The following is a 19617-nucleotide window of genomic DNA, read 5'->3' as shown; positions in this document are numbered from 1 at the left end:
TCGGAAGCTGGACTTAAGCCAGTTTTTCCTTGATGCGAGCTGCTTTACCCGACAGGTCGCGCAGGTAGTACAGCTTGGCTTTACGTACGTCACCGCGACGTTTAACAGCCATGCTGTCGATCTGCGGGGAGTAGGTCTGGAAAGTACGTTCTACGCCAACACCGTTGGAGATTTTACGAACGGTGAACGCACTGTTCACGCCGCGGTTACGCTTGGCGATTACAACGCCTTCGAACGCTTGCAGACGGGAACGATCGCCTTCCTTCACTTTCACCTGAACGACGATGGTGTCGCCCGGGGCAAAGGTAGGGATTTCTTTGGTCATCTGCTCTGCTTCGAGTGCAAGGATGATTTTGTTGGTCATGCTGTGCTCCTAAGGTAAATCGTCTGATCTACCATCGATACGTTGTTAACTATCGTCCCGCTCGCGGATATATTCCTCGAGCAGCTTCTTCTCTTCTCCAGAAAGCGAGCGGCTTTCCAGAAGATCGGCGCGTCGTTCATAGGTCCTACCAAGGGACTGCTGTAAACGCCAACGCCGGATATGCGCGTGATTGCCACTCAGCAACACGTCGGGAACACGCTGATCCGCATACACCTCAGGTCGGGTGTAGTGCGGGCAATCCAGCAGACCATCCGTAAAGGAATCTTCCTCAGCGGAATCCGCATGCCCTAAAGCTCCGGGCAGCAGTCGTGTAACCGCATCGATCATGACCATGGCCGGCAGCTCGCCGCCAGACAACACATAGTCACCAATCGACCACTCTTCATCGACATGAGCATCAATAAAACGCTCGTCAATGCCTTCATAGCGACCGGCAATCAGGATCAATGCATCCGATTTCGCCAGTTCGCGTACCGCCGACTGAGTCAGTTGACGGCCTTGGGGGGACAGGTAAATCACCTTCGCCGCCTCCCCGGCTGCTGCCTTGGCCTGAACCAGAGCATCTTCCAGGGGCTTGATCTTCATCACCATGCCCGGACCACCGCCAAACGGGCGATCGTCCACAGTGTGATGCCGATCCGTCGTGTAATCCCGCGGATTCCAACAGGTCAGCTGCAAGAGCCCCTGTTTGACCGCACGACTGGTAATGCCGTACTCACTGATGGCCGAGAACATCTCGGGGAACAGCGTAATGACGTCTACGCGCAGGCTGGCCATTGCTTAGAAGTCCGCGTCCCATTCCACCCTCATCACGCCTGCTTCCAGGTCGATTGCCAGCACGCATTGCTCCGTATAGGGCAACAACCGCTCGCGATCATCCAGGCTGCCGACGCAGGGCTTGACCACCAATACATCGTTCGCGCCGGTCTCCAACAGGTGATCAACCTTGCCGAAGAATTCTTCGTTCTGGTTGATGACACTCAGACCCTGCAACTGGTACCAGTAGTACTCGTCGCCAGTCAGGTTGGGCAAAAGGCTTCGCGAGATGCAAATCTCGTAACCGCTCAGAAGACGGGCTTCATCGCGATCGTCGAGGCCTTTGAGCTTGGCAACCAGATCCTTTTGAGTGGATCGGCCGCTGACCAGCTCGACCTGCTTTACCACGCCTTCGCGCCGAAGCGTCCAGTTGCGGTAGTTCAACAGGTTTTCAATCGGATCGGTAAAGGAAAAGACCTTCACCTCGCCGCGAACGCCGTGAACCGAAAAAATCTTGCCGACAACGATCAGGTCATCAGCTTTTTCTGGCGTCGCGCTCATACTGCTCAGGCTGCAGCCTTGGCAGATTCCTTCAGCAACTGAGCAACACGCTCAGAAGGCTGTGCACCAACGCTCAGCCAGTAGGCAACGCGCTCTTGGTTCACGGACAGACGGATTTCCTGACCACGTGCAACAGGGTTGAAGAAACCAACCTGTTCTTTGTGGGAACCGTCACGCGGGTTGCGGGAGTCGGTTACGGTCAGGTGGTAAAACGGGCGCTTTTTGGAGCCGCCAAGGGCAAGACGGATTGTTAGCATGTGAACATCGTTCCTGTAGTCGGTGCTGCAAATCTAAATGCACAGCGGGCATGGGTGCCCGAAAGGCCGCATATTCTAAGGAATATCCGGACTTTTGCAAATGACTTTTTCCGGCGCCTATGGCATGCCGTGCAGATTTGCATATGGGGCCGTCGTTCAAAACGGCCGGTCAGCTCCCGCCGAGTGCGGGTTTGCTGTTGATCCCGCTTCCTTGCGGGGTCTGCGCCGGTGCGACGACCGGCGAAGTCTTTACATCTTTGGCATGCCGCCGCCGGGCAACATACCGCCCATGCCGCGCATCATTTTCGCCATTCCGCCCTTGGCGGAGAATTTCTTCATCATCTTCTGCATCTGCTTGTGCTGCTTGATCAAGCGACCGATGTCCTGCACCTGGGTGCCGGAACCCATGGCGATCCGGCGCTTGCGCGAACCGCTGATCAGCTCAGGGTCGCGGCGCTCGGCCGGGGTCATGGAGTTGATGATGGCTTCCATCTGCTTGAACTGCTTCTCTGCAGCGTTCTGGGCATTGCCCATTTGCGAGAGATTGACGCCGCCGATGTTCGGCAGTTTGTCCATGAGCCCGCCGAGGCCGCCCATGTTCTTCATCTGTTGCAGCTGATCGCGGAAGTCTTCGAGGTCGAAGCCCTTGCCCTTCTTCAGCTTTTTAGCAAGCTTGTCGGCCTTGTCCTTGTCGAGGGTCGCTTCAGCCTGTTCGATCAGGCTGAGCACGTCGCCCATGCCGAGAATCCGCGAAGCGATACGCTCCGGGTGGAACGGATCGAGCGCTTCGCTCTTCTCGCCCATACCGATGAACTTGATCGGCTTGCCGGTGATTGCGCGAACGGACAGCGCGGCACCGCCACGGGCATCACCGTCGACCTTGGTCAGGATCACACCGGTCAGCGGCAGCGCATCACCGAAGGCCTTGGCCGTGTTGGCCGCGTCCTGACCGGTCATGGCGTCGACCACGAACAGGGTTTCAACCGGATTGATCGCGGCGTGCAGCGCCTTGATCTCGCCCATCATCTCTTCGTCGATGTGCAGACGACCGGCGGTGTCGACGATGACCACGTCGATGAATTTCAGTTTTGCTTCTTTAATAGCCGCGTTGGCGATGTCGACCGGCTTCTGGCTCAGGTCGGACGGGAAGAACGTCACGCCGATGTCGTTGGCCAGGGTTTCCAGCTGTTTAATAGCAGCAGGACGGTAGATGTCCGCCGACACGACCATGACCGACTTCTTCTTGCGCTCTTTAAGGAAGCGCGCCAGTTTGCCGGCGGTGGTGGTTTTACCCGCACCCTGCAGACCGGCCATCAGAATGACGGCGGGCGGCACGGCGCTCAGGTTCAGGTCTTCGTTGGCCGCGCCCATCAGGCTTTCGAGTTCGGCCTGGACGATCTTCACGAACGCCTGACCCGGCGTCAGGCTGCGCGACACCTCGGTGCCGACAGCGCGTTCCTTGACCGAATTGACGAAGTCCTTGACCACCGGCAGAGCGACGTCGGCTTCGAGCAACGCCATGCGCACTTCACGCAGGGTGTCTTTGATATTGTCCTCGGTCAGCTTCGCCTTGCCGGTGACATGGCGCAGCGTCTGCGAGAGACGGTCGGTTAAGTTTTCAAACATTGCGCGATCCTTTCAGGCCCTGTGTAGACCGGGATAATGGCGGCCCAGACCGGAATCAACATGTGCTCGGCGAGCCTGCGGCGTGGGCAGGTCGCGGATTATAGCGAAGACTGCGTCTGGCGGACACCTCGCTGTCAGCTTGCCGGTCTTTCGTGCAATGGCGGTTCTATGCCAAACTCAGCCCCTTTCGGGCTTGCCTAACAGGATTTATGCTCCCCTTGTCACCGAGTTTGCTGACCACCCTCGCCGCCGCCCTTCTCTATGCCGCTGCGACTCTCTATCAGGGCACCCGCCTGGCCACTGGCGCCAAGGCCAACAAGCGCCTGCTGGTCTCGCTCGGCGTTCTCGCCGTGCTGGCGCACAGCGCCAGCCTGCTCACCCATTTATTGACGCCGATCGGCCTGGGCCTGGATTTCTTCAGCGCCTCGAGCCTGATTGCGGCGGCCGTCATCGCCCTGACCCTGCTGGCCTGCTCGCGGATCCCGGTGGAAAACCTGCTGGTGCTGCTGTTCCCGCTGGGTGCGATCACGGTGCTGCTGGCGCAATTTGCGCCGACCGGCACGGTGCAGGTCATCGATGAAGAACCGGGCATCCTCGCGCACATCCTGCTGTCGATCCTCGCCTACGGCATGTTCACCATCGCGGTGTTCCAGGCCTTGTTGCTGTTGGTGCAGGATCATCAGCTCAAGCACAAGCACCCGTCCGGGCTGATCAAGAACTTCCCGCCCCTGCAAACCATGGAAAGCCTGTTGTTCGGTTTCCTCTGGGCCGGCTGGACTTTGCTGTCGCTGTCGCTGATTTCCGGCTGGCTGTTCGTCGAGAACCTGTTTGCCCAGCACCTGGTGCACAAAACCCTGCTGGCCTGCCTGGCCTGGATCGTGTTCAGCGTCCTGCTGTGGGGCCGTAACCGCCTCGGCTGGCGCGGGCACAAGGCAATCCGCTGGACCCTCGCCGGTTTCTGCCTGCTGATGCTCGCGTATTTCGGCAGCAAACTGGTTCGTGAATACATCCTGCACATCTGACGGGCGGCATAAATGGACGGTTTGCCCATAGGGCCGATGCTCGCGGTATTTGTCCTGCTGATTCTCTGGTCGGGGCTGTTTACCGCCGTCGAAGCGGCGCAACAGCACCTGCTCGCGCAACGCACCGCCTCCCGCGCCAGCGACAAGCCGCTGGCAAAGCTCAGCTTCCCGCTCGACAGCCTGATCCTCTGCAATACCCTGTGCCGCGCCCTCGCCGTCATTCTGGCCACGCTGCTGGCAATCTTTCTCTGCGAAGAAAACGGCCCCTGGGCGGCTTGCCTCGGTGCCGGCGCCCTGCTGCTGGTCTTTGCCGACTATTTCCCCCGCGCCCTCGCCCAGCGTTATCCGGATGCGGTGTTGTCGTTCGGCAATACGCTGCTGGCGGTCCCGCTGAAGGTCGTTTACCCGCTTGCCTGGCTGCTCAGCCGGATCAGTGGTTTGCTGATGCGTCCGTTCATCCGCAAGACCCAGGTGGTGCAACAGAGCGAAGACGATGTACCGGCGGAGCGTCATGACGACCCGGATCATCCGGTGCGTCCGCACCCGGTTTCAGGCATCCATGCGCTGGACAACATCACGGTCAACGACATTCTGGTGCCGCGCAGCGATGTCGACGGCATCAACCTCGACGATCCGATCGAAGAAATCATCGAACAATTACGCAAGAACCGGCGCACTCGCCTGCCGGTCTTCCACAGCGATATCAATCAGGTCGAAGCGGTGCTCAACACCCGGCAGATCCGTCACCTGCTGGACAATGGCAGTCTGACCCGCGAAGCCTTGCTGGCGGCCAGTTACGAGCCGTATTTCGTCCCTGAAAGCACCCCGCTGCAGCTGCAGCTGCTGAACTTCCACAAGCAGCAGCGGCGTCTGGGCATGGTGGTGGACGAGTACGGCGAAGTCCTCGGTATCGTCACCCTGGAGGACATTCTCGAAGAAATCGTCGGCGAATTCGAAAGCGAGCACAGCCTCGACAATCCGCACATCCACCCACAGGCCGATGGCCGCATGGTGATCGATGGCGCAGCGTCGATCCGCGAGCTGAACAAATGCCTGGGCTGGCACCTGCCCAGCGACGGCCCCCGGACCCTCAATGGCCTGGTGACCGAGGCGCTGGAAACCATCCCGGAAAGCGCGGTCTGCCTGAAGATCGGCCGCTACCGCCTGGAGATTCTCGAAACAGAGGAGAACCGGGTGAGCAAAGTCCTGATCTGGCACACCTCTTCGGCCCCGGCGCTGGCCACGGCCCGCTAGCCAGCCCCCTTGTTCAATCGTTAGCCACCTTCCTATAATCGCGGTGCTTACCCAAGCCCCGCCGAACCGCGTGCTTACCCCGCACCCGACAAATTCCGGCCGGTTCATCGGCAATATCCGCATCACACCGACGACTGTTCCTACCTGAAGCAGCGATCGCGCCTCATCCCACATCCCTGGGTGTTCGACCATAATAATTCGCTCCAACGGAGCTCATGACTGTCAGGGATCACCGCATGACGACCAGTACCGCTTACCGCGACACCACGCCTGCCCAACCGACCAACTCCGCCACCCGCGTGGCCACGGCAAGTTTCATCGGCACGGCCATCGAGTTCTACGATTTCTACGTCTACGCCACTGCTGCCGCGCTGGTGATCGGGCCGGTGTTCTTCCCACAGACCTCCGGCACGGCGCAGATGCTCTCGGCGTTCCTGACCTTCGGCATCGCCTTCCTCGCCAGACCTTTGGGTTCGGCGCTGTTCGGCCACTTCGGTGACCGGATCGGGCGCAAATCGACGTTGGTCGCTTCGCTGCTGCTGATGGGTGTCTGCACCACGCTGATCGGCGTGCTGCCGGGTTATGACAGCATCGGGGCATGGGCGCCGATCCTGCTTTGCGTGCTGCGTTTCGGCCAGGGCCTGGGATTGGGTGGCGAATGGGGCGGCGCAGCGCTGCTGGCCACCGAAAACGCCCCGAAAGGCAAACGGGCGTGGTTCGGCATGTTCCCGCAACTCGGCCCTTCAATTGGCTTTCTGGCTGCCAACGGCTTGTTCCTGACGCTGGCCATGACGCTCAATGATGAACAATTCCGTAGCTGGGGCTGGCGGATTCCGTTTCTGCTCAGCGCCGTGCTGGTGATGGTCGGGCTGTACGTGCGCCTCAAGCTTCACGAAACCCCTGTGTTCGCCAATGCCATCGCCCGTCAGGAGCGAGTGAAAGTGCCGCTGGTCGAGCTGTTCAGCCAATACTGGGCACCGACGCTGCTGGGTGCCGCCGCCATGGTGGTCTGCTACGCACTGTTCTACATCTCGACGGTGTTTTCCCTGAGCTACGGCGTCTCCACATTGGGTTACAGCCGCGAGACATTCCTCGGATTGCTGTGCTTCGCGGTGCTGTTCATGGCGGCTGCCACGCCTCTGTCGGCGTGGGCCAGTGACCGTTACGGGCGCAAGCCGGTGCTGATCGTCGGCGGTGTGCTGGCGATTCTTTCCGGGTTTCTGATGGAGCCGCTGCTGACTCAGGGATCGACCTGGGGCGTGGCGCTGTTCCTGTGTATCGAGCTGTTTCTGATGGGCGTAACGTTCGCCCCGATGGGCGCGCTGCTGCCGGAACTGTTTCCGACGCATGTCCGGTATACCGGTGCATCGGCGGCCTACAACCTCGGCGGGATTGTCGGAGCCTCGGCGGCGCCGTTCTTTGCGCAGAAACTGGTGGCGATGGGTGGTTTGAGTTACGTCGGCGGGTATGTGTCTGCGGCAGCGGTGCTCAGCTTGATCGCTGTGCTGTGCCTGAAGGAAACGCGCAATAACGACCTGAATCAGGTGGTGTAAGCGCAAAGATCGCTCCCGCCCGATGCGGGAGCGATCAGGTTGCGAGATTACAGCTCTACAACAACCGCCTGGGAAGCACGGGTCGCCTTGGCGCGAGCGGCTTCAATCGACTCGTCACGCGCCAGCGCAACACCCATGCGGCGTTGACCGTTGACTTCAGGCTTGCCGAACAGACGCAGCGCGGTATCCGGTTCGCTCAGTGCAGCGCCGAGGTTGGCGAATGCGGTCTGGGTCGACTGGCCTTCCACCAGAATCACCGCCGAAGCCGATGGGCCGAACTGACGGATCAGTGGCACCGGCAGACCGAGGATTGCCCGGGCGTGCAGGGCGAACTGCGACAGGTCCTGGGAAATCAGGGTCACCAGACCGGTGTCGTGCGGACGCGGCGACACTTCGCTGAACCACACCTGATCGCCTTTGATGAACAGCTCTACGCCGAACAGGCCACGGCCGCCCAACGCTTCGGTCACGGCTTTGGCTACGCGCTCGGATTCAGCCAGCGCCACCGGGCTCATGGCCTGTGGCTGCCACGACTCCTGATAGTCGCCCTTCTCCTGACGGTGGCCGACCGGCGCACAGAAAGTCGTGCCGCCGACGTGACGCACGGTCAGCAGAGTGATTTCGTAGTCGAAATCGATAAAGCCTTCGATGATCACGCGACCTTTGCCGGCGCGACCGCCCTCTTGGGCGTACTCCCAGGCTTTCTGCACGTCATCGGCGCTGCGCAGCAGGCTCTGGCCCTTGCCCGACGAACTCATCACCGGTTTTACGACGCACGGGAAACCCAGGTCCTCAACGGCCTTGCTGTAGTCCTCGAAGGTGTCGGCGAAGTGGTACGGCGAAGTCGGCAGGTCCAGCTCTTCGGCGGCCAGACGACGGATGCCTTCGCGGTTCATGGTCAGTTGCGCGGCACGAGCGGTCGGGATCACGGTGAAGCCTTCGGCTTCCAGTTCGACCAAGGTGGCGGTGGCGATGGCTTCGATTTCCGGCACGATGAAGTGCGGCTTCTCGGCTTCGATCACTGCACGCAGGGCGGCGCCGTCGAGCATGTTGATCACGTGGCTGCGATGGGCAACCTGCATGGCCGGCGCATTGGCGTAACGGTCAACGGCGATCACTTCAACGCCCAGGCGTTGCAGCTCGATCACCACTTCCTTGCCCAACTCACCACAGCCACACAGCAATACGCGGGTCGCGGTCGGCGACAATGGAGTTCCGATACGGGTCATCTCAGGTCCTCAAAGAAGCGGATCATCGAGGAAAGCAACGCCAGACGCGCTTTCCATGGGGAGAAAGCGCGGCATTTTACATGAACCTGAGGGTTTGGCTTCAGCCGGCGACAGCCTGTTTGCGTTCGCGCCAGGCCATGATCAGCCAGACCGCAGTCACACCGGCGAACTTCGAGGCCAGCGCGGTGATGAGCACCGGCGGCGTCAGCAGGTCGATCATGCCGAAGAAGATGAAGGTATCGAGGGGAATGCTCAGCGCCGAGCTGATCCACAAGCGGTCGCGCAACGGGCGCTTGGTGATGGTGAATACCAGCCAGTCGATGCACTCCGAGACCGCGAATGCCGTGGCGCTGGCCAGCGCAATCGACGGATCGGACGTGACATAGGACAGCACCAGCGCCGCCAGCATCGCCACGATCGCACCGTGGCCGAAGCGGATCTGCACCATGTCGCGCAGCACAAACACCAGCCCACCCCAGGCCGACCAGATGATGTCCAGGTGCGGCGCGGTGGAGAAGGCGAAGTTGATCAGCACGACACTGCTGATGTAAGCGATGAGGAAAATCATGGGCGTGACCTGTCAATTTGGCGCACAGGTTACTTCAGCCCTTCGATGACGCCAATCAAATCGGTTATTGCCCTGGCGTTTTTCCGATCATCCAGACCAGGCCACTGGCCTTCGCCCGCTCATGACAGAGCCCGAGTACAACCCGGCGTTCATCATTCGTCATCCGGCTCCAGCGAGTGATCTCCTCGACCGTGCGCTGGCAACCGGTGCAAATATCATCCTCATCCAGCGCGCAAATGCTCACGCACGGCGAGGCGACAGGTCTTTCCGGGGTTGTCATTCTTCCTGCTCGACCAGATCGCGCGCGTAGCGCTGGGAGTTATGCACATAGTGCGCGGCACTGGCTTCGAGCATCTTCTTCTGCGGCTCGGTCAGTTCGCGCACCACCTTGCCCGGCGAACCCATCACCAGCGAACCGTCAGGAATTTCCTTACCTTCGCCGATCAGCGAATTGGCGCCGATGATGCAGTTCTTGCCGATCTTCGCGCCGTTGAGGATGACCGCGTTGATACCGATCAGGCTGTAGTCGCCGACCGTGCAGCCGTGGAGCATGGCGTTGTGGCCGATGGTCACCCCGGTGCCGATGGTCAGCGGGTAGCCCATGTCGGTGTGCATCACGGTACCGTCCTGCACGTTGCTGTTCTTGCCGATCAGGATCAGTTCGTTGTCGCCGCGCAACACGGCGTTGAACCAGACGTTGGCGCCCTCTTCCAGTTTGACTTTACCCACCAGCACGGCGTTGGGGGCGACCCAGCTCTGCGGATGGGTTTCGACACGGGCGTCGCCCAGGCGGTATTTCATCTTGTTTTCCTCAGGGCTCACGATGGCTGGCCATTCGAGCGATGGCTTCAGGTATTGATGAAGCTTTTAGGCGGCTGATGCAGGCTGATTTTGGCGTCATAGAGCAAGTTGATCAACTCGACGATCATGATCGCCGTCAGCCCCCAGATCTTGTATTCGCCGTAACGATAGCTCGGCACGTACCAACTACGACCCTGATAGTCGATGCGATGGGTGTGTTCGCGCGGATCCTTGCGGAAGAACTCCAGCGGCACACTGAACACCGCAGCGATCTCGGCATCATTGGCCTGGTATTCGACAAAATCGGGAATCACCCCGACATACGGCGTGACCTTGATGCCGTGTAGGGAAATCAGCGGGCTGAGCGGACCGACCACTTCGACCAGTCCCGGCGGCAGGCCGATTTCCTCTTCCGCTTCACGCAGCGCGGTGAAAATCAGGTCCGGGTCTTCCGGATCCCGTCGTCCACCGGGGAAGGCGACTTCGCCGCCGTGGGTCGAGAGCCCGCTGGCGCGCAGGGTGAGGACAAGTTCGGGTTCGTCACTGCGAGTAATCGGCACCAGGACAGCGGCCTCGGGGAAACGCGTGTCGGTCTCCAGCGTGCGCGGCGTGTGATTGCTTACCCGGTGCAGTAGCTCGTCCAGCATAAGTGTTCTCGATCGGTGCCTTACCCTGCATCATGCACCAATCATTGCGACCGCCCAAGCCCCGAACAGGCGTCATGTCGCGAAACGACAACTTGCCGACTGACACCGCTGCACGCCAAGATAGGCGCAGCATTCAGGAACCCCAGCATGAAATTTTGCAGCCAGTGCGGCAACCCGGTGACCCAGCGCATTCCCGAAGGCGACTCGCGGCTGCGATTCGTCTGCGACAGCTGTCAGACGATTCACTACCAGAACCCCAATATCGTGGCCGGTTGCGTGCCGACCTGGGGCAGCAAAGTCCTGCTGTGTCGCCGCGCCATCGAGCCACGCCTCGGTTACTGGACGCTGCCTGCCGGGTTCATGGAGAACGGTGAGACCATCGAACAGGCCGCCATCCGCGAAACCGCCGAGGAAGCCTGCGCCCGGGTGCGCAACCTGAGCATCTACACCCTGATCGACGTGCCGCACATCAGTCAGGTGCATGTGTTTTTCCGCGCCGAGCTGACGGATCTGGACTTCGCCGCCGGCCCCGAAAGCCTGGAAGTGCAACTGTTCGAAGAAGCGGACATTCCGTGGGACGAACTGGCTTTCCGTACGGTGGGCCGTACCTTGGAATGTTTCTTCGCTGACCGGCGCGTCGAGGTCTATCCGGTTCGCTCCGAATCGATCCCGCCGCTCGCTCAACCGGCCATCACTTGATTTCGACGGCGGCCGGCCGATAACCGGCTAACGCAGCCCGCGACAGCGCCTGCACACTATCTATAAATAAAGTATCTGCTTCATTTCTGGGGAATCGTTTCAATGCGCTGGTTGCTTGCCCTGTTCTGCCTGTCGTTCGTCACCGTCTCCCAAGCGTCATTCGTGACCACCGTGACGCCTTCGAACACCCCGCTCATCGAAAAAGTATTGGTGCTGAAATCGGCCCATCAACTGCAGTTGATCGCCGACGGCAAGCCCCTCAAGAGCTATCGCATTTCCCTGGGCAAGGGCGCGAAAAAAGGCCCGAAGCTGATTGAAGGCGACAAACGCACACCGGAAGGTTTCTATTGGATCGACTGGCGCAAGACCAGCGACAAATTCAACCTGTCGATGCACATCTCCTACCCGAACATCAGCGACTCCGCCCGCGCCCGCCGCGAAGGCGTCGAGCCTGGCGGCATGATCATGATCCACGGCACGCCGGACTCCGAAGACAACCCGGAACAACTGTTCCACACCCTGGACTGGACCGATGGCTGCATCGCCATGCGCAACGTCGACATGCGCGAAGTCTGGAACTTGGTGCCGGACGGCACGATGATCGAAATCCGCCCCTGATTCTGTCATCCAGGGAGCACGCTCCCGAGGGGCCGCAAACGGCCCTTTCTCCCGACCATTGGTCGCCCGCAAAAAATAAATCAAAAAGATCGCAGCCTGCGGCAACGTCTGAACGGTGATACCACTTTCACCCGCCAGAACTGCCGCAGACTGCGATCTTTTGCTTTCCATAGCCCACCGCTAATACCACTTGAAACCACCCGCCCTGAAACACCCGATTCCAAAGGACTACAGGCCTTTCCGCTGCGTTGACATGGTATGCAAGTGGTATTAGTTTTCGCCGAAACAGCGAGCGACAACAAACCAATATCAGCTCCGGAAGTGCCTTGCATGAACGATCTCCACGCCCTGCGCCCTGACGACTCCCAGCCGACGCCGCTGTACCTGCAACTGGCGCGCAATCTGGAAGCGGCGATCCATGCCGGCCAGTGGAAAGCCGAACAGGCAATGCCGTCGGAGCGCAATCTCAGCGAGATGCTGGGGATTTCCCGGGTCACCGCCCGCAAGGCGCTGGAAGTCCTGCTCGATCAAGGTTTGATCCGCCGCCTGCAAGGTTCCGGCACCTTCATCACTCCACGCCTCGAACAACCGCTGTCGCGCCTGTCGGGTTTCAGCGAGATGCTGCGCCTCAAGGGCTTCGTGCCCAGCTCGCAATGGCTGGAGCGGGAAATCACCCTGCCGACCCACGAAGAACTGATCCGCCTCGGCCTGTCGCCGAACGACAAGGTCGCGCGCATGAAACGCTTGCGTAAAGCCGACGACACCGTGATGGCCATCGAGATGAGCACCCTGCCCGCCTCGATCATGCCCAAGCCACAGGTAGTGGGCGATTCCCTCTACGAACACCTCGACAGCATCGGCAAACCGATCGTGCGCGCCTTGCAGCACATCCAGGCAATCAACGCCTCGGACGAGTTCGCCGCGCTGGTCGGCATCGCCCCCGGCACCGCGATGCTGCTGATGACCCGGGTCGGCTACCTGGAAGACAACACGCCGATCGAAGTCACCGACACCTATTGCCGCAACGACTACTACGACTTTGTTGCAGAGCTTCGCCGCTGATCAGCAGCCAGGCCAAACGAGAGAAGCGAAATGTCTGAAGACAACATCCTCACCGCTGACGGCTGGATTCGCGGCCGGCTGATCCACGAACACGGCAGAGTCGTGTCGATCGAAGGCGTGCCTTGCGATCCGGCGACCAATGACTTGCCGTATCTGCTGCCGGGTTTCATCGACCTGCACGTCCACGGCGGTGGCGGCAAGGACATCATGGAAGGCGCCAGCGCGTTCGAAACCATCACCAAGACCCACGTGCGCTTTGGCACCACCTCGCTGCTGGCCACCACCATGACCGCGCCGAGTGCCGAGATCGCCAGCGTGCTCAAGGAGGTCGGCGAGTTCTGCGAACAGCGTCCGAAAGGCGCCGCCCGGGTCCTCGGCGTTCACCTCGAAGGTCCGTACATCAATCCCGGCAAGCTCGGCGCCCAGCCGAACTTCGCCCACACCGCGCTGATGGCCGAAGTCGAAGACTATCTGGCACTGGCGCCGATCCGGGTAATCACCATCGCGCCGGAAATCGCCGGTCATGACGGCTTGATCCGTGAACTGAGCCGCCGTGGCATCCGCATGCAGATCGGCCACACCCTTGGCAGTTACGAGGAAGGCGTCGCCGCCCTTGAAGCCGGCGCCACCAGTTTCACGCATTTGTACAACGCCATGAGTCCGCTGCATCACCGCGAGCCGGGCATCGTCGGTGCAGCACTGGCCCACGCAAAATTCGCCGAACTGATTCCGGACTTGCTGCACGTGCACCCCGGCGCGATCCGCGTGGCCCTGCGCTCGATTCCGTGCCTGTACTGCGTCACCGATTCCACCGCCGCCGCCGGCATGCCCGATGGCGAGTACAAGCTCGGCAGCCACACCGTCACCAAATGCCTGGGCGGCGTGCGCCTGCCGGACGGCACCTTGGCCGGCAGCACCCTGACCATGGATCAGGCCCTGCGCAACCTGGTGAAGATCGGTCTGCCGATCAGCGAGGCCTCGCAACGTCTTTCGCAATTCCCCGCCGACTACCTCGGCATCACCGAACGCGGGCGCCTTGCACCTGGCGCCTGGGCCGACTGCGTGCGGCTGGATCGCTCACTCACACTGACCGCCGTCATGGTCGAAGGAGAAGACATTGACTTCAAAAATGCTTGAGGAGGCGCTGTCCTCGTTCGAGGCCGTGCAAGCCCAACTGCAACAGCTCGACCCGCAAATGATCGAGATCGCCGGGCGCCTGCGCCGTCAGCCGCCGCAAGTGGCGATGACCGTTGCCCGTGGCAGCTCCGACCATGCGGCGAGCTACTTCGCCTACCTGACCATGCAGCAACTCGGCGTACCGGTGGCGTCGTTGCCGATGTCGGTGGTGACCATGCAACAGGCGCCGTTGAAGGTCAGCGGTCAGGTTGCGTTCGCGTTTTCCCAGTCGGGCCAGAGCCCGGATCTGGTCAACAGCCTGCGTCTGCTGCGCAAACGTGGCGCCTTGAGCGTGTCGATGGTCAACGCCGCCGATTCGCCGCTGGAAGCTGCCTGTGAATTCAGCCTGCCGTTGCTGGCTGGCACCGAAAGCAGCGTCGCCGCGACCAAGAGCTTCATCGCCACCCTCAGCGCCAGTGCCCGTCTGATCGCCCACTGGAAAGAAGACAGCGAATTGCTGGAAGCGCACAACGCCCTGCCCGAGGGCCTGCGCGAAGCCGCGCAACAGGACTGGAGCCCGGCCATCGACGCCCTGCGCGATTGCGAGCGGTTGATGGTGATCGGCCGTGGCGCCGGTTTCGCCATTGCCCAGGAAGCCGCACTGAAATTCAAGGAGACCTCGGCGATCCAGGCCGAAGCCTTCAGCAGCGCCGAAGTCCGTCACGGCCCGATGGCCTTGATCGACGAACATTACCCGTTGCTGGTGTTCGCCCCGCGCGGTGCCGAACAGGCCGGTCTGCTGAGCCTGGCGGCCGAAATGCGCCAGCGCGGCGCCCGCGTGCTGCTGGCCGCCCCGGATGACGTGAGCGAACGCGACCTGACCCTCAGCCGCGCGGAGCATCCGGCGCTCGATCCGATCCTGGCGATCCAGAGTTTCTACGTGATGGCGGCCGGTCTGGCCGTGGCCCGTGGCATGGACCCGGATCAGCCGCGACACCTGAGCAAAGTCACTCGTACGCACTGAGTCCGAACCGAACGTTTTCCTGATGAGACCGAGCCATGCACAACAACAATAAAGAGCTGACTTTAAGCGCCCCGCTCAGCGGCCCGGTGCTCACGCTCGCCAAAGTTCCGGACGCGGTGTTCGCCAGCGGCGCGATGGGCGACGGCATTGCCATCGATCCGCTGAACGACACCCTGTATTCGCCCTGCGCCGGCGTGGTGATTCACGTCGCCCGCACCGGCCATGCACTGACCGTTCGCGCCGACAACGGCGCCGAGCTGTTGTTGCACCTTGGTCTGGACACGGTGGAGTTGCAGGGCGAAGGGTTCTCGATGCTGGTCAAGGAAGGCGCGCGGGTCAGCAATGGCCAGCCGCTGCTGCGCTATGACCTGGACAAGGTCGGCCGCCAGTGCAAAAGCCTGGTCAGCCTGCTGATCCTGACCAACAGCCAGGATTTCCAGGCGCGCCCCATCACCCTGAAAACGGTGAAGGTGGGCGAACCGCTGCTGCACATCGTCGCTCGTCACAGCGCAGCGGCGAACACAGAAGAACTTGGCGGCCCGGAAGTTCACGGTCACGTGCAGGTCGCCCATCGCGGCGGTCTGCATGCACGCCCGGCGGCGTTGATCCGCCAGACCGCGCAAGGGTTCAAGAGCCAGTCACAGCTGCATTTCGCCGGAAAATCGGCGCCGTGCAACAGCCTCATCGGTTTGATGGGCCTGGCGATTGGCGAGCAGGACGAAGTGCAGGTCAGTTGCCAGGGCCCGGACGCACAGGCTGCGTTGCAAGCCTTGCTCACCGCACTGGCCACCGCCCTGCCCGAGGATCATCACGCCGCCGCACCGGTTGCCACCGCCCCACGCAATCGCCCGGCCGAGGCTGGCGTGCTGCACGGTGTTTGCGCCGCACCGGGTCTGGTCGGCGGGCCGCTGTTTCGCTTGAACGCGATCAGCCTGCCGACCGACAGCGGCAATCATCAGCCCGAGCACCAATTGCAGATCCTCGACACCGCGCTGAATCAGGTTCGCAGCGAAATCGACGGCACCCTCGCCCAGGCGAAAAAACACCGCAATGCCGACGAAGAAGCGATCTTCGCCGCGCATCTGGCCTTGCTGGAAGACCCGGCCCTGCTCGACGCCGCCCAACAATCGATTGAAACCGGCACGGCTGCGACCCATGCCTGGAGTCAGTCCATCGATGCGCAATGCGAAGTGCTGCAAAACACCGGCAGCCCGCTGCTGGCCGAACGCGCCAACGATCTGCGCGACCTCAAGCAACGAGTGCTGCGCGCCCTGCTCGGCGAAGCCTGGCATTACGAAGTGCCGGCCGGTGCCATCGTCGCCGCCCACGAACTGACGCCGTCGGACCTGCTGCAACTCAGCGCGCAAGGCGTCGCCGGCTTGTGCATGGCCGAAGGTGGCGCAACTTCCCACGTGGCGATTCTGGCCCGGGGCAAAGGCTTGCCTTGCATGGTCGCACTGGGCTCGGCGCTGCTCGATCAAGCGCAAGGCCAATCGGTGGTCCTCGACGCCGACGGCGGTCGTCTCGAACTGACGCCGAATGCCGAGCGTCTGGCCGAAGTCCGCCAGGCGCAAATCGACCGCCAACAACGTCGTGACGCCCAGCAGGCCCAGGCCCATCTGCCAGCCGAAACCCGCAACGGCGTGGCCATCGAAGTGGTCGCCAACGTCGCTTCCAGCCACGAAGCGGCGGATGCATTTGCCAACGGCGCCGACGGCGTCGGCCTGTTGCGCACCGAGTTCCTGTTCGTCGATCGCCACACCGCGCCGGACGTCGAAGAACAGCGCACCGCCTACCAAGCGGTGATCGATGCCATGGGCGACAAGTCAGTGATCATCCGCACCATCGACGTCGGCGGCGACAAGCAACTCGACTACCTGCCGCTGCCGGTGGAGGCCAACCCGGTGCTCGGCCTGCGCGGTATTCGCCTGGCCCAGGCCCGTCCGGAAATCCTCGATCAGCAACTGCGCGCGCTGCTGCAAGTCAGCCCGTTGCAGCGTTGCCGGATCCTGCTGCCGATGGTCACCGAGGTCGAGGAACTGCTGCACATCCGTCAGCGGGTCGATGCGCTGTGCCTGGAACTGGGCATCAATCAACGTCCGGAAATCGGCGTGATGATCGAAGTCCCGGCCGCCGCGTTGCAGGCCGAACAATTGGCTGAACACGCGGACTTCCTGTCCATCGGCACCAACGACCTGTCGCAATACACCCTGGCCATGGACCGCGACCACGCCGGGCTCGCCGCGCGGGTCGATGCCTTGCATCCGGCGCTGCTGCGCCTGATCGCCATGACCTGCGAAGGCGCGGCGGTGCATAAACGCTGGGTCGGCGTGTGCGGCGCCCTCGCCTCGGATCCGCTGGCGACGCCAGTGTTGATCGGCCTGGGCGTGACCGAACTGTCGGTGAGCCCGGTACAGATCGGCGAAATCAAGGACCGCGTGCGCCAGCTGCACGAAGCCGAATGCCAACGCCTCGCCCGGGACTTGCTCAAGCTGAGCAGCGCCGCCGCGGTGCGTCATGCCTGTCATCAACATTGGCCTCTGCGCTAACAAAAACAACAAGGACAAACGCCATGTACCAACTCTTCATCGAAGGCCTGCAACGCCTCGGCCGGGCACTGATGCTGCCGATCGCGATCCTGCCGATCGCCGGCCTGCTGCTGCGCCTGGGCGACACCGACCTGCTGAACATCGCGATCATCCACGACGCCGGCCAGGTGATCTTCGCCAACCTGGCGATGATCTTCGCCATCGGCATCGCGGTCGGTTTCGCCAAGGACAACAACGGCACCGCCGGCCTCGCCGGGGTGATCGGTTACCTGGTGATGATCTCCACCCTCAAGGTGCTCGACGCGAGCATCAACATGGGCATGCTCGCCGGGATCGTCAGCGGCCTGATGGCCGGCGCGCTGTACAACCGCTTCAAGGACATCAAGCTGCCGGAGTACCTGGCATTCTTCGGCGGCCGGCGTTTCGTGCCCATCGTCACCGGTTTCAGCGCGGTTGGCCTGGGCGTGCTGTTCGGCTACATCTGGCCGCCGATCCAGCACGGCATCAACAGCTTCGGCACCCTGCTGATGGAAAGCGGCAGCTTCGGCGCGTTCGTCTTCGGCGTGTTCAACCGCCTGCTGATCGTCACCGGCCTGCACCACATCCTTAACAACATGGCGTGGTTCGTGTTCGGCAACTTCACCGACCCGACCACCGGCGCGCTGGTCACCGGCGACCTGTCCCGCTACTTCGCCGGCGACCCGAAAGGCGGCCAATTCATGACCGGCATGTTCCCGGTCATGATCTTCGGCCTCCCCGCCGCCTGCCTGGCGATGTACCGCAACGCCCTGCCGGAGCGCCGCAAAGTCATGGGCGGGATCTTCCTGTCGATGGCCCTGACCGCCTTCCTCACCGGCGTCACCGAACCCATCGAATTCGCCTTCATGTTCCTCGCACCGCTGCTGTTTCTGCTGCATGCGCTGCTGACCGGGTTGTCGATGGCGATCACCAACGCGCTGAACATTCATCTGGGCTTCACCTTCTCCGGCGGCTTCATCGACATGGTGCTGGGCTGGGGACGCTCGACCAACGGCTGGCTGGTGGTACCGGTAGGACTGGTTTATGCGGTCATCTACTACGCGGTGTTCGATTTCTGTATCCGCCGCTTCAACCTGAAAACCCCGGGGCGCGAAGACGTCGCCACCGCCGACAAAGCGGTCCTGACCGAAAACGAACGCGCCGGGGCTTACATCAAGGCACTCGGTGGTGCGGAAAATCTGGTTACGGTTGGCGCATGCACCACGCGTCTGCGACTGGAAATGGTCGATCGCAACAAAGCCTCCGATGCGGACTTGAAAGCACTGGGCGCAATGGCCGTGGTACGCCCGGGCAAGGGCGGCAGTTTGCAGGTGGTCGTCGGGCCGATGGCCGACAGCATTGCCGACGAAATCCGCCTGGCGATGCCCGCATTGGGCCGAGCCGTGGTGGCTGCCCCTGTCGCTGTTGTCGAAACCAGCGAACCCGTCGCAGTCTCCACACCCCAGGCCCAACAATGGCTGACCGCTCTGGGCGGCAGCGACAACGTGCTGCAACTCGACTGCATCGCCATGAGCCGGATCCGCCTGCAACTGGCCGATGGCAAGGTGCTTTCGGAAAGCCGGTTGAAAGAGCTTGGATGTCTGGGCGTGAGCGCGCTGGAAGATGGTGTTTGGCACTTGCTGGTGGGTGAGCGGGCGCAGAGCTTGAGTACGGCGCTGGAGGGGTTGGTCAATCGGAGTGAGGTGAGTGCCAAGGTTTAGGGCGACCTCTGAATCGATGGGTGGAGGGGCTTCTGCTCTCGCTCCCCACCACTCAACACGATGAGCGTTAGCTCGAGTAAGGCTTTTGACGTGCCGGCCCCATCGGAAGGCTGAGTGGAGGGATTTATCCGGGGGTGGGAGCGCAGCGACC

General features: G+C 61.8%; 20 protein-coding genes. 10 read left to right on the top strand and 10 right to left on the bottom strand.

Going from position 1 to position 19617, the window contains the following annotated elements; translation table 11 throughout:
- Window positions 1–13 precede the first annotated feature (13 nt).
- From rplS to ffh, 5 genes are all read right to left on the bottom strand, one after another.
- Window positions 14–364 (bottom strand): 50S ribosomal protein L19, encoded by a 351-nt coding sequence (gene rplS, locus PMI24_RS13200; RefSeq protein WP_003175895.1) that lies wholly within the window; start codon window positions 362–364, stop codon window positions 14–16.
- 45 nt (window positions 365–409) lie between these two features.
- Window positions 410–1162, bottom strand: coding sequence for a tRNA (guanosine(37)-N1)-methyltransferase TrmD (trmD, locus tag PMI24_RS13195; protein ID WP_007954629.1), 753 nt, complete (start codon window positions 1160–1162; stop codon window positions 410–412).
- Between the two features lie 3 nt (window positions 1163–1165).
- Window positions 1166–1702, bottom strand: coding sequence for a ribosome maturation factor RimM (gene rimM, locus PMI24_RS13190; protein ID WP_007954628.1), 537 nt, complete (start codon window positions 1700–1702; stop codon window positions 1166–1168).
- Between the two features lie 5 nt (window positions 1703–1707).
- Window positions 1708–1959, bottom strand: a complete 252-nt coding sequence (rpsP, locus tag PMI24_RS13185) for a 30S ribosomal protein S16 (protein WP_003185073.1) — start codon at window positions 1957–1959, stop codon at window positions 1708–1710.
- A gap of 249 nt (window positions 1960–2208) precedes the next feature.
- Window positions 2209–3585 carry a signal recognition particle protein gene (gene ffh / locus PMI24_RS13180; RefSeq protein ID WP_007954627.1) on the bottom strand — a complete coding sequence of 459 codons (1377 nt, stop codon included), beginning with the start codon at window positions 3583–3585 and terminating at the stop codon, window positions 2209–2211.
- Between the two features lie 209 nt (window positions 3586–3794).
- On the opposite strand from ffh, the gene PMI24_RS13175 reads away from it, so the two are divergent.
- The 3 genes from PMI24_RS13175 to PMI24_RS13165 all read left to right on the top strand — a co-directional run bounded on the left by PMI24_RS13175 (window position 3795) and on the right by PMI24_RS13165 (window position 7414).
- Window positions 3795–4607 carry a cytochrome C assembly family protein gene (locus tag PMI24_RS13175; RefSeq protein ID WP_007954625.1) on the top strand — a complete coding sequence of 271 codons (813 nt, stop codon included), beginning with the start codon at window positions 3795–3797 and terminating at the stop codon, window positions 4605–4607.
- Between the two features lie 12 nt (window positions 4608–4619).
- Window positions 4620–5861 (top strand): transporter associated domain-containing protein, encoded by a 1242-nt coding sequence (locus tag PMI24_RS13170; RefSeq protein ID WP_007954624.1) that lies wholly within the window; start codon window positions 4620–4622, stop codon window positions 5859–5861.
- 236 nt (window positions 5862–6097) lie between these two features.
- A complete protein-coding gene (locus PMI24_RS13165) occupies window positions 6098–7414 on the top strand; it encodes an MFS transporter (RefSeq protein ID WP_007954623.1) in 1317 nt (438 codons plus the stop codon).
- Between the two features lie 47 nt (window positions 7415–7461).
- On the opposite strand, the gene purT is transcribed toward PMI24_RS13165, so the two are convergent.
- From purT to PMI24_RS13140, 5 genes are all read right to left on the bottom strand, one after another.
- Window positions 7462–8643, bottom strand: coding sequence for a formate-dependent phosphoribosylglycinamide formyltransferase (gene purT, locus PMI24_RS13160; protein ID WP_007954620.1), 1182 nt, complete (start codon window positions 8641–8643; stop codon window positions 7462–7464).
- A 100-nt stretch (window positions 8644–8743) separates the two neighbouring features.
- Window positions 8744–9211: a preQ0 transporter gene (locus PMI24_RS13155; protein WP_007954619.1), complete on the bottom strand. Its 468-nt coding sequence runs from the start codon at window positions 9209–9211 to the stop codon at window positions 8744–8746.
- A 64-nt stretch (window positions 9212–9275) separates the two neighbouring features.
- Entirely contained in the window at window positions 9276–9491 is a 216-nt protein-coding gene (locus PMI24_RS13150; RefSeq protein WP_007954618.1) for a DUF1289 domain-containing protein, read from the bottom strand.
- Window positions 9488–10012, bottom strand: coding sequence for a gamma carbonic anhydrase family protein (locus PMI24_RS13145; RefSeq protein ID WP_007954617.1), 525 nt, complete (start codon window positions 10010–10012; stop codon window positions 9488–9490). The genes PMI24_RS13150 and PMI24_RS13145 overlap by 4 nt, the downstream gene beginning before the upstream one ends.
- 47 nt (window positions 10013–10059) lie before the next feature.
- Window positions 10060–10659, bottom strand: a complete 600-nt coding sequence (locus tag PMI24_RS13140; protein ID WP_007954616.1) for a CoA pyrophosphatase — start codon at window positions 10657–10659, stop codon at window positions 10060–10062.
- Between the two features lie 147 nt (window positions 10660–10806).
- On the opposite strand from PMI24_RS13140, the gene PMI24_RS13135 reads away from it, so the two are divergent.
- The 7 genes from PMI24_RS13135 to nagE all read left to right on the top strand — a co-directional run bounded on the left by PMI24_RS13135 (window position 10807) and on the right by nagE (window position 19466).
- The gene (locus PMI24_RS13135) at window positions 10807–11358 is read left to right on the top strand and encodes an NUDIX hydrolase (RefSeq protein WP_007954615.1); all 552 of its coding nucleotides are present in this window, start codon (window positions 10807–10809) and stop codon (window positions 11356–11358) included.
- 102 nt (window positions 11359–11460) lie between these two features.
- Window positions 11461–11976 carry a L,D-transpeptidase family protein gene (locus PMI24_RS13130; protein ID WP_007954614.1) on the top strand — a complete coding sequence of 172 codons (516 nt, stop codon included), beginning with the start codon at window positions 11461–11463 and terminating at the stop codon, window positions 11974–11976.
- A gap of 330 nt (window positions 11977–12306) precedes the next feature.
- On the top strand, window positions 12307–13038 hold the full coding sequence (locus tag PMI24_RS13125; RefSeq protein WP_007954613.1) for a GntR family transcriptional regulator: 732 nt from the start codon (window positions 12307–12309) through the stop codon (window positions 13036–13038).
- Between the two features lie 30 nt (window positions 13039–13068).
- Entirely contained in the window at window positions 13069–14175 is a 1107-nt protein-coding gene (gene nagA, locus PMI24_RS13120) for an N-acetylglucosamine-6-phosphate deacetylase (protein WP_007954612.1), read from the top strand.
- A complete protein-coding gene (locus tag PMI24_RS13115) occupies window positions 14156–15178 on the top strand; it encodes an SIS domain-containing protein (protein ID WP_007954611.1) in 1023 nt (340 codons plus the stop codon). The genes nagA and PMI24_RS13115 overlap by 20 nt, the downstream gene beginning before the upstream one ends.
- A 35-nt stretch (window positions 15179–15213) precedes the next feature.
- On the top strand, window positions 15214–17727 hold the full coding sequence (ptsP, locus tag PMI24_RS13110; RefSeq protein ID WP_007954610.1) for a phosphoenolpyruvate--protein phosphotransferase: 2514 nt from the start codon (window positions 15214–15216) through the stop codon (window positions 17725–17727).
- 23 nt (window positions 17728–17750) lie between these two features.
- Window positions 17751–19466 carry an N-acetylglucosamine-specific PTS transporter subunit IIBC gene (nagE, locus tag PMI24_RS13105; RefSeq protein WP_007954604.1) on the top strand — a complete coding sequence of 572 codons (1716 nt, stop codon included), beginning with the start codon at window positions 17751–17753 and terminating at the stop codon, window positions 19464–19466.
- Window positions 19467–19617: the final 151 nt, after the last annotated feature.

The sequence above is a fragment of the Pseudomonas sp. GM25 genome, assembly GCF_000282255.1.
Classification (GTDB): domain Bacteria; phylum Pseudomonadota; class Gammaproteobacteria; order Pseudomonadales; family Pseudomonadaceae; genus Aquipseudomonas; species Aquipseudomonas aphyarum.
Note: the sequence above shows the minus strand (reverse complement) of the source record. Positions and strands in the feature narration are given on the sequence as shown.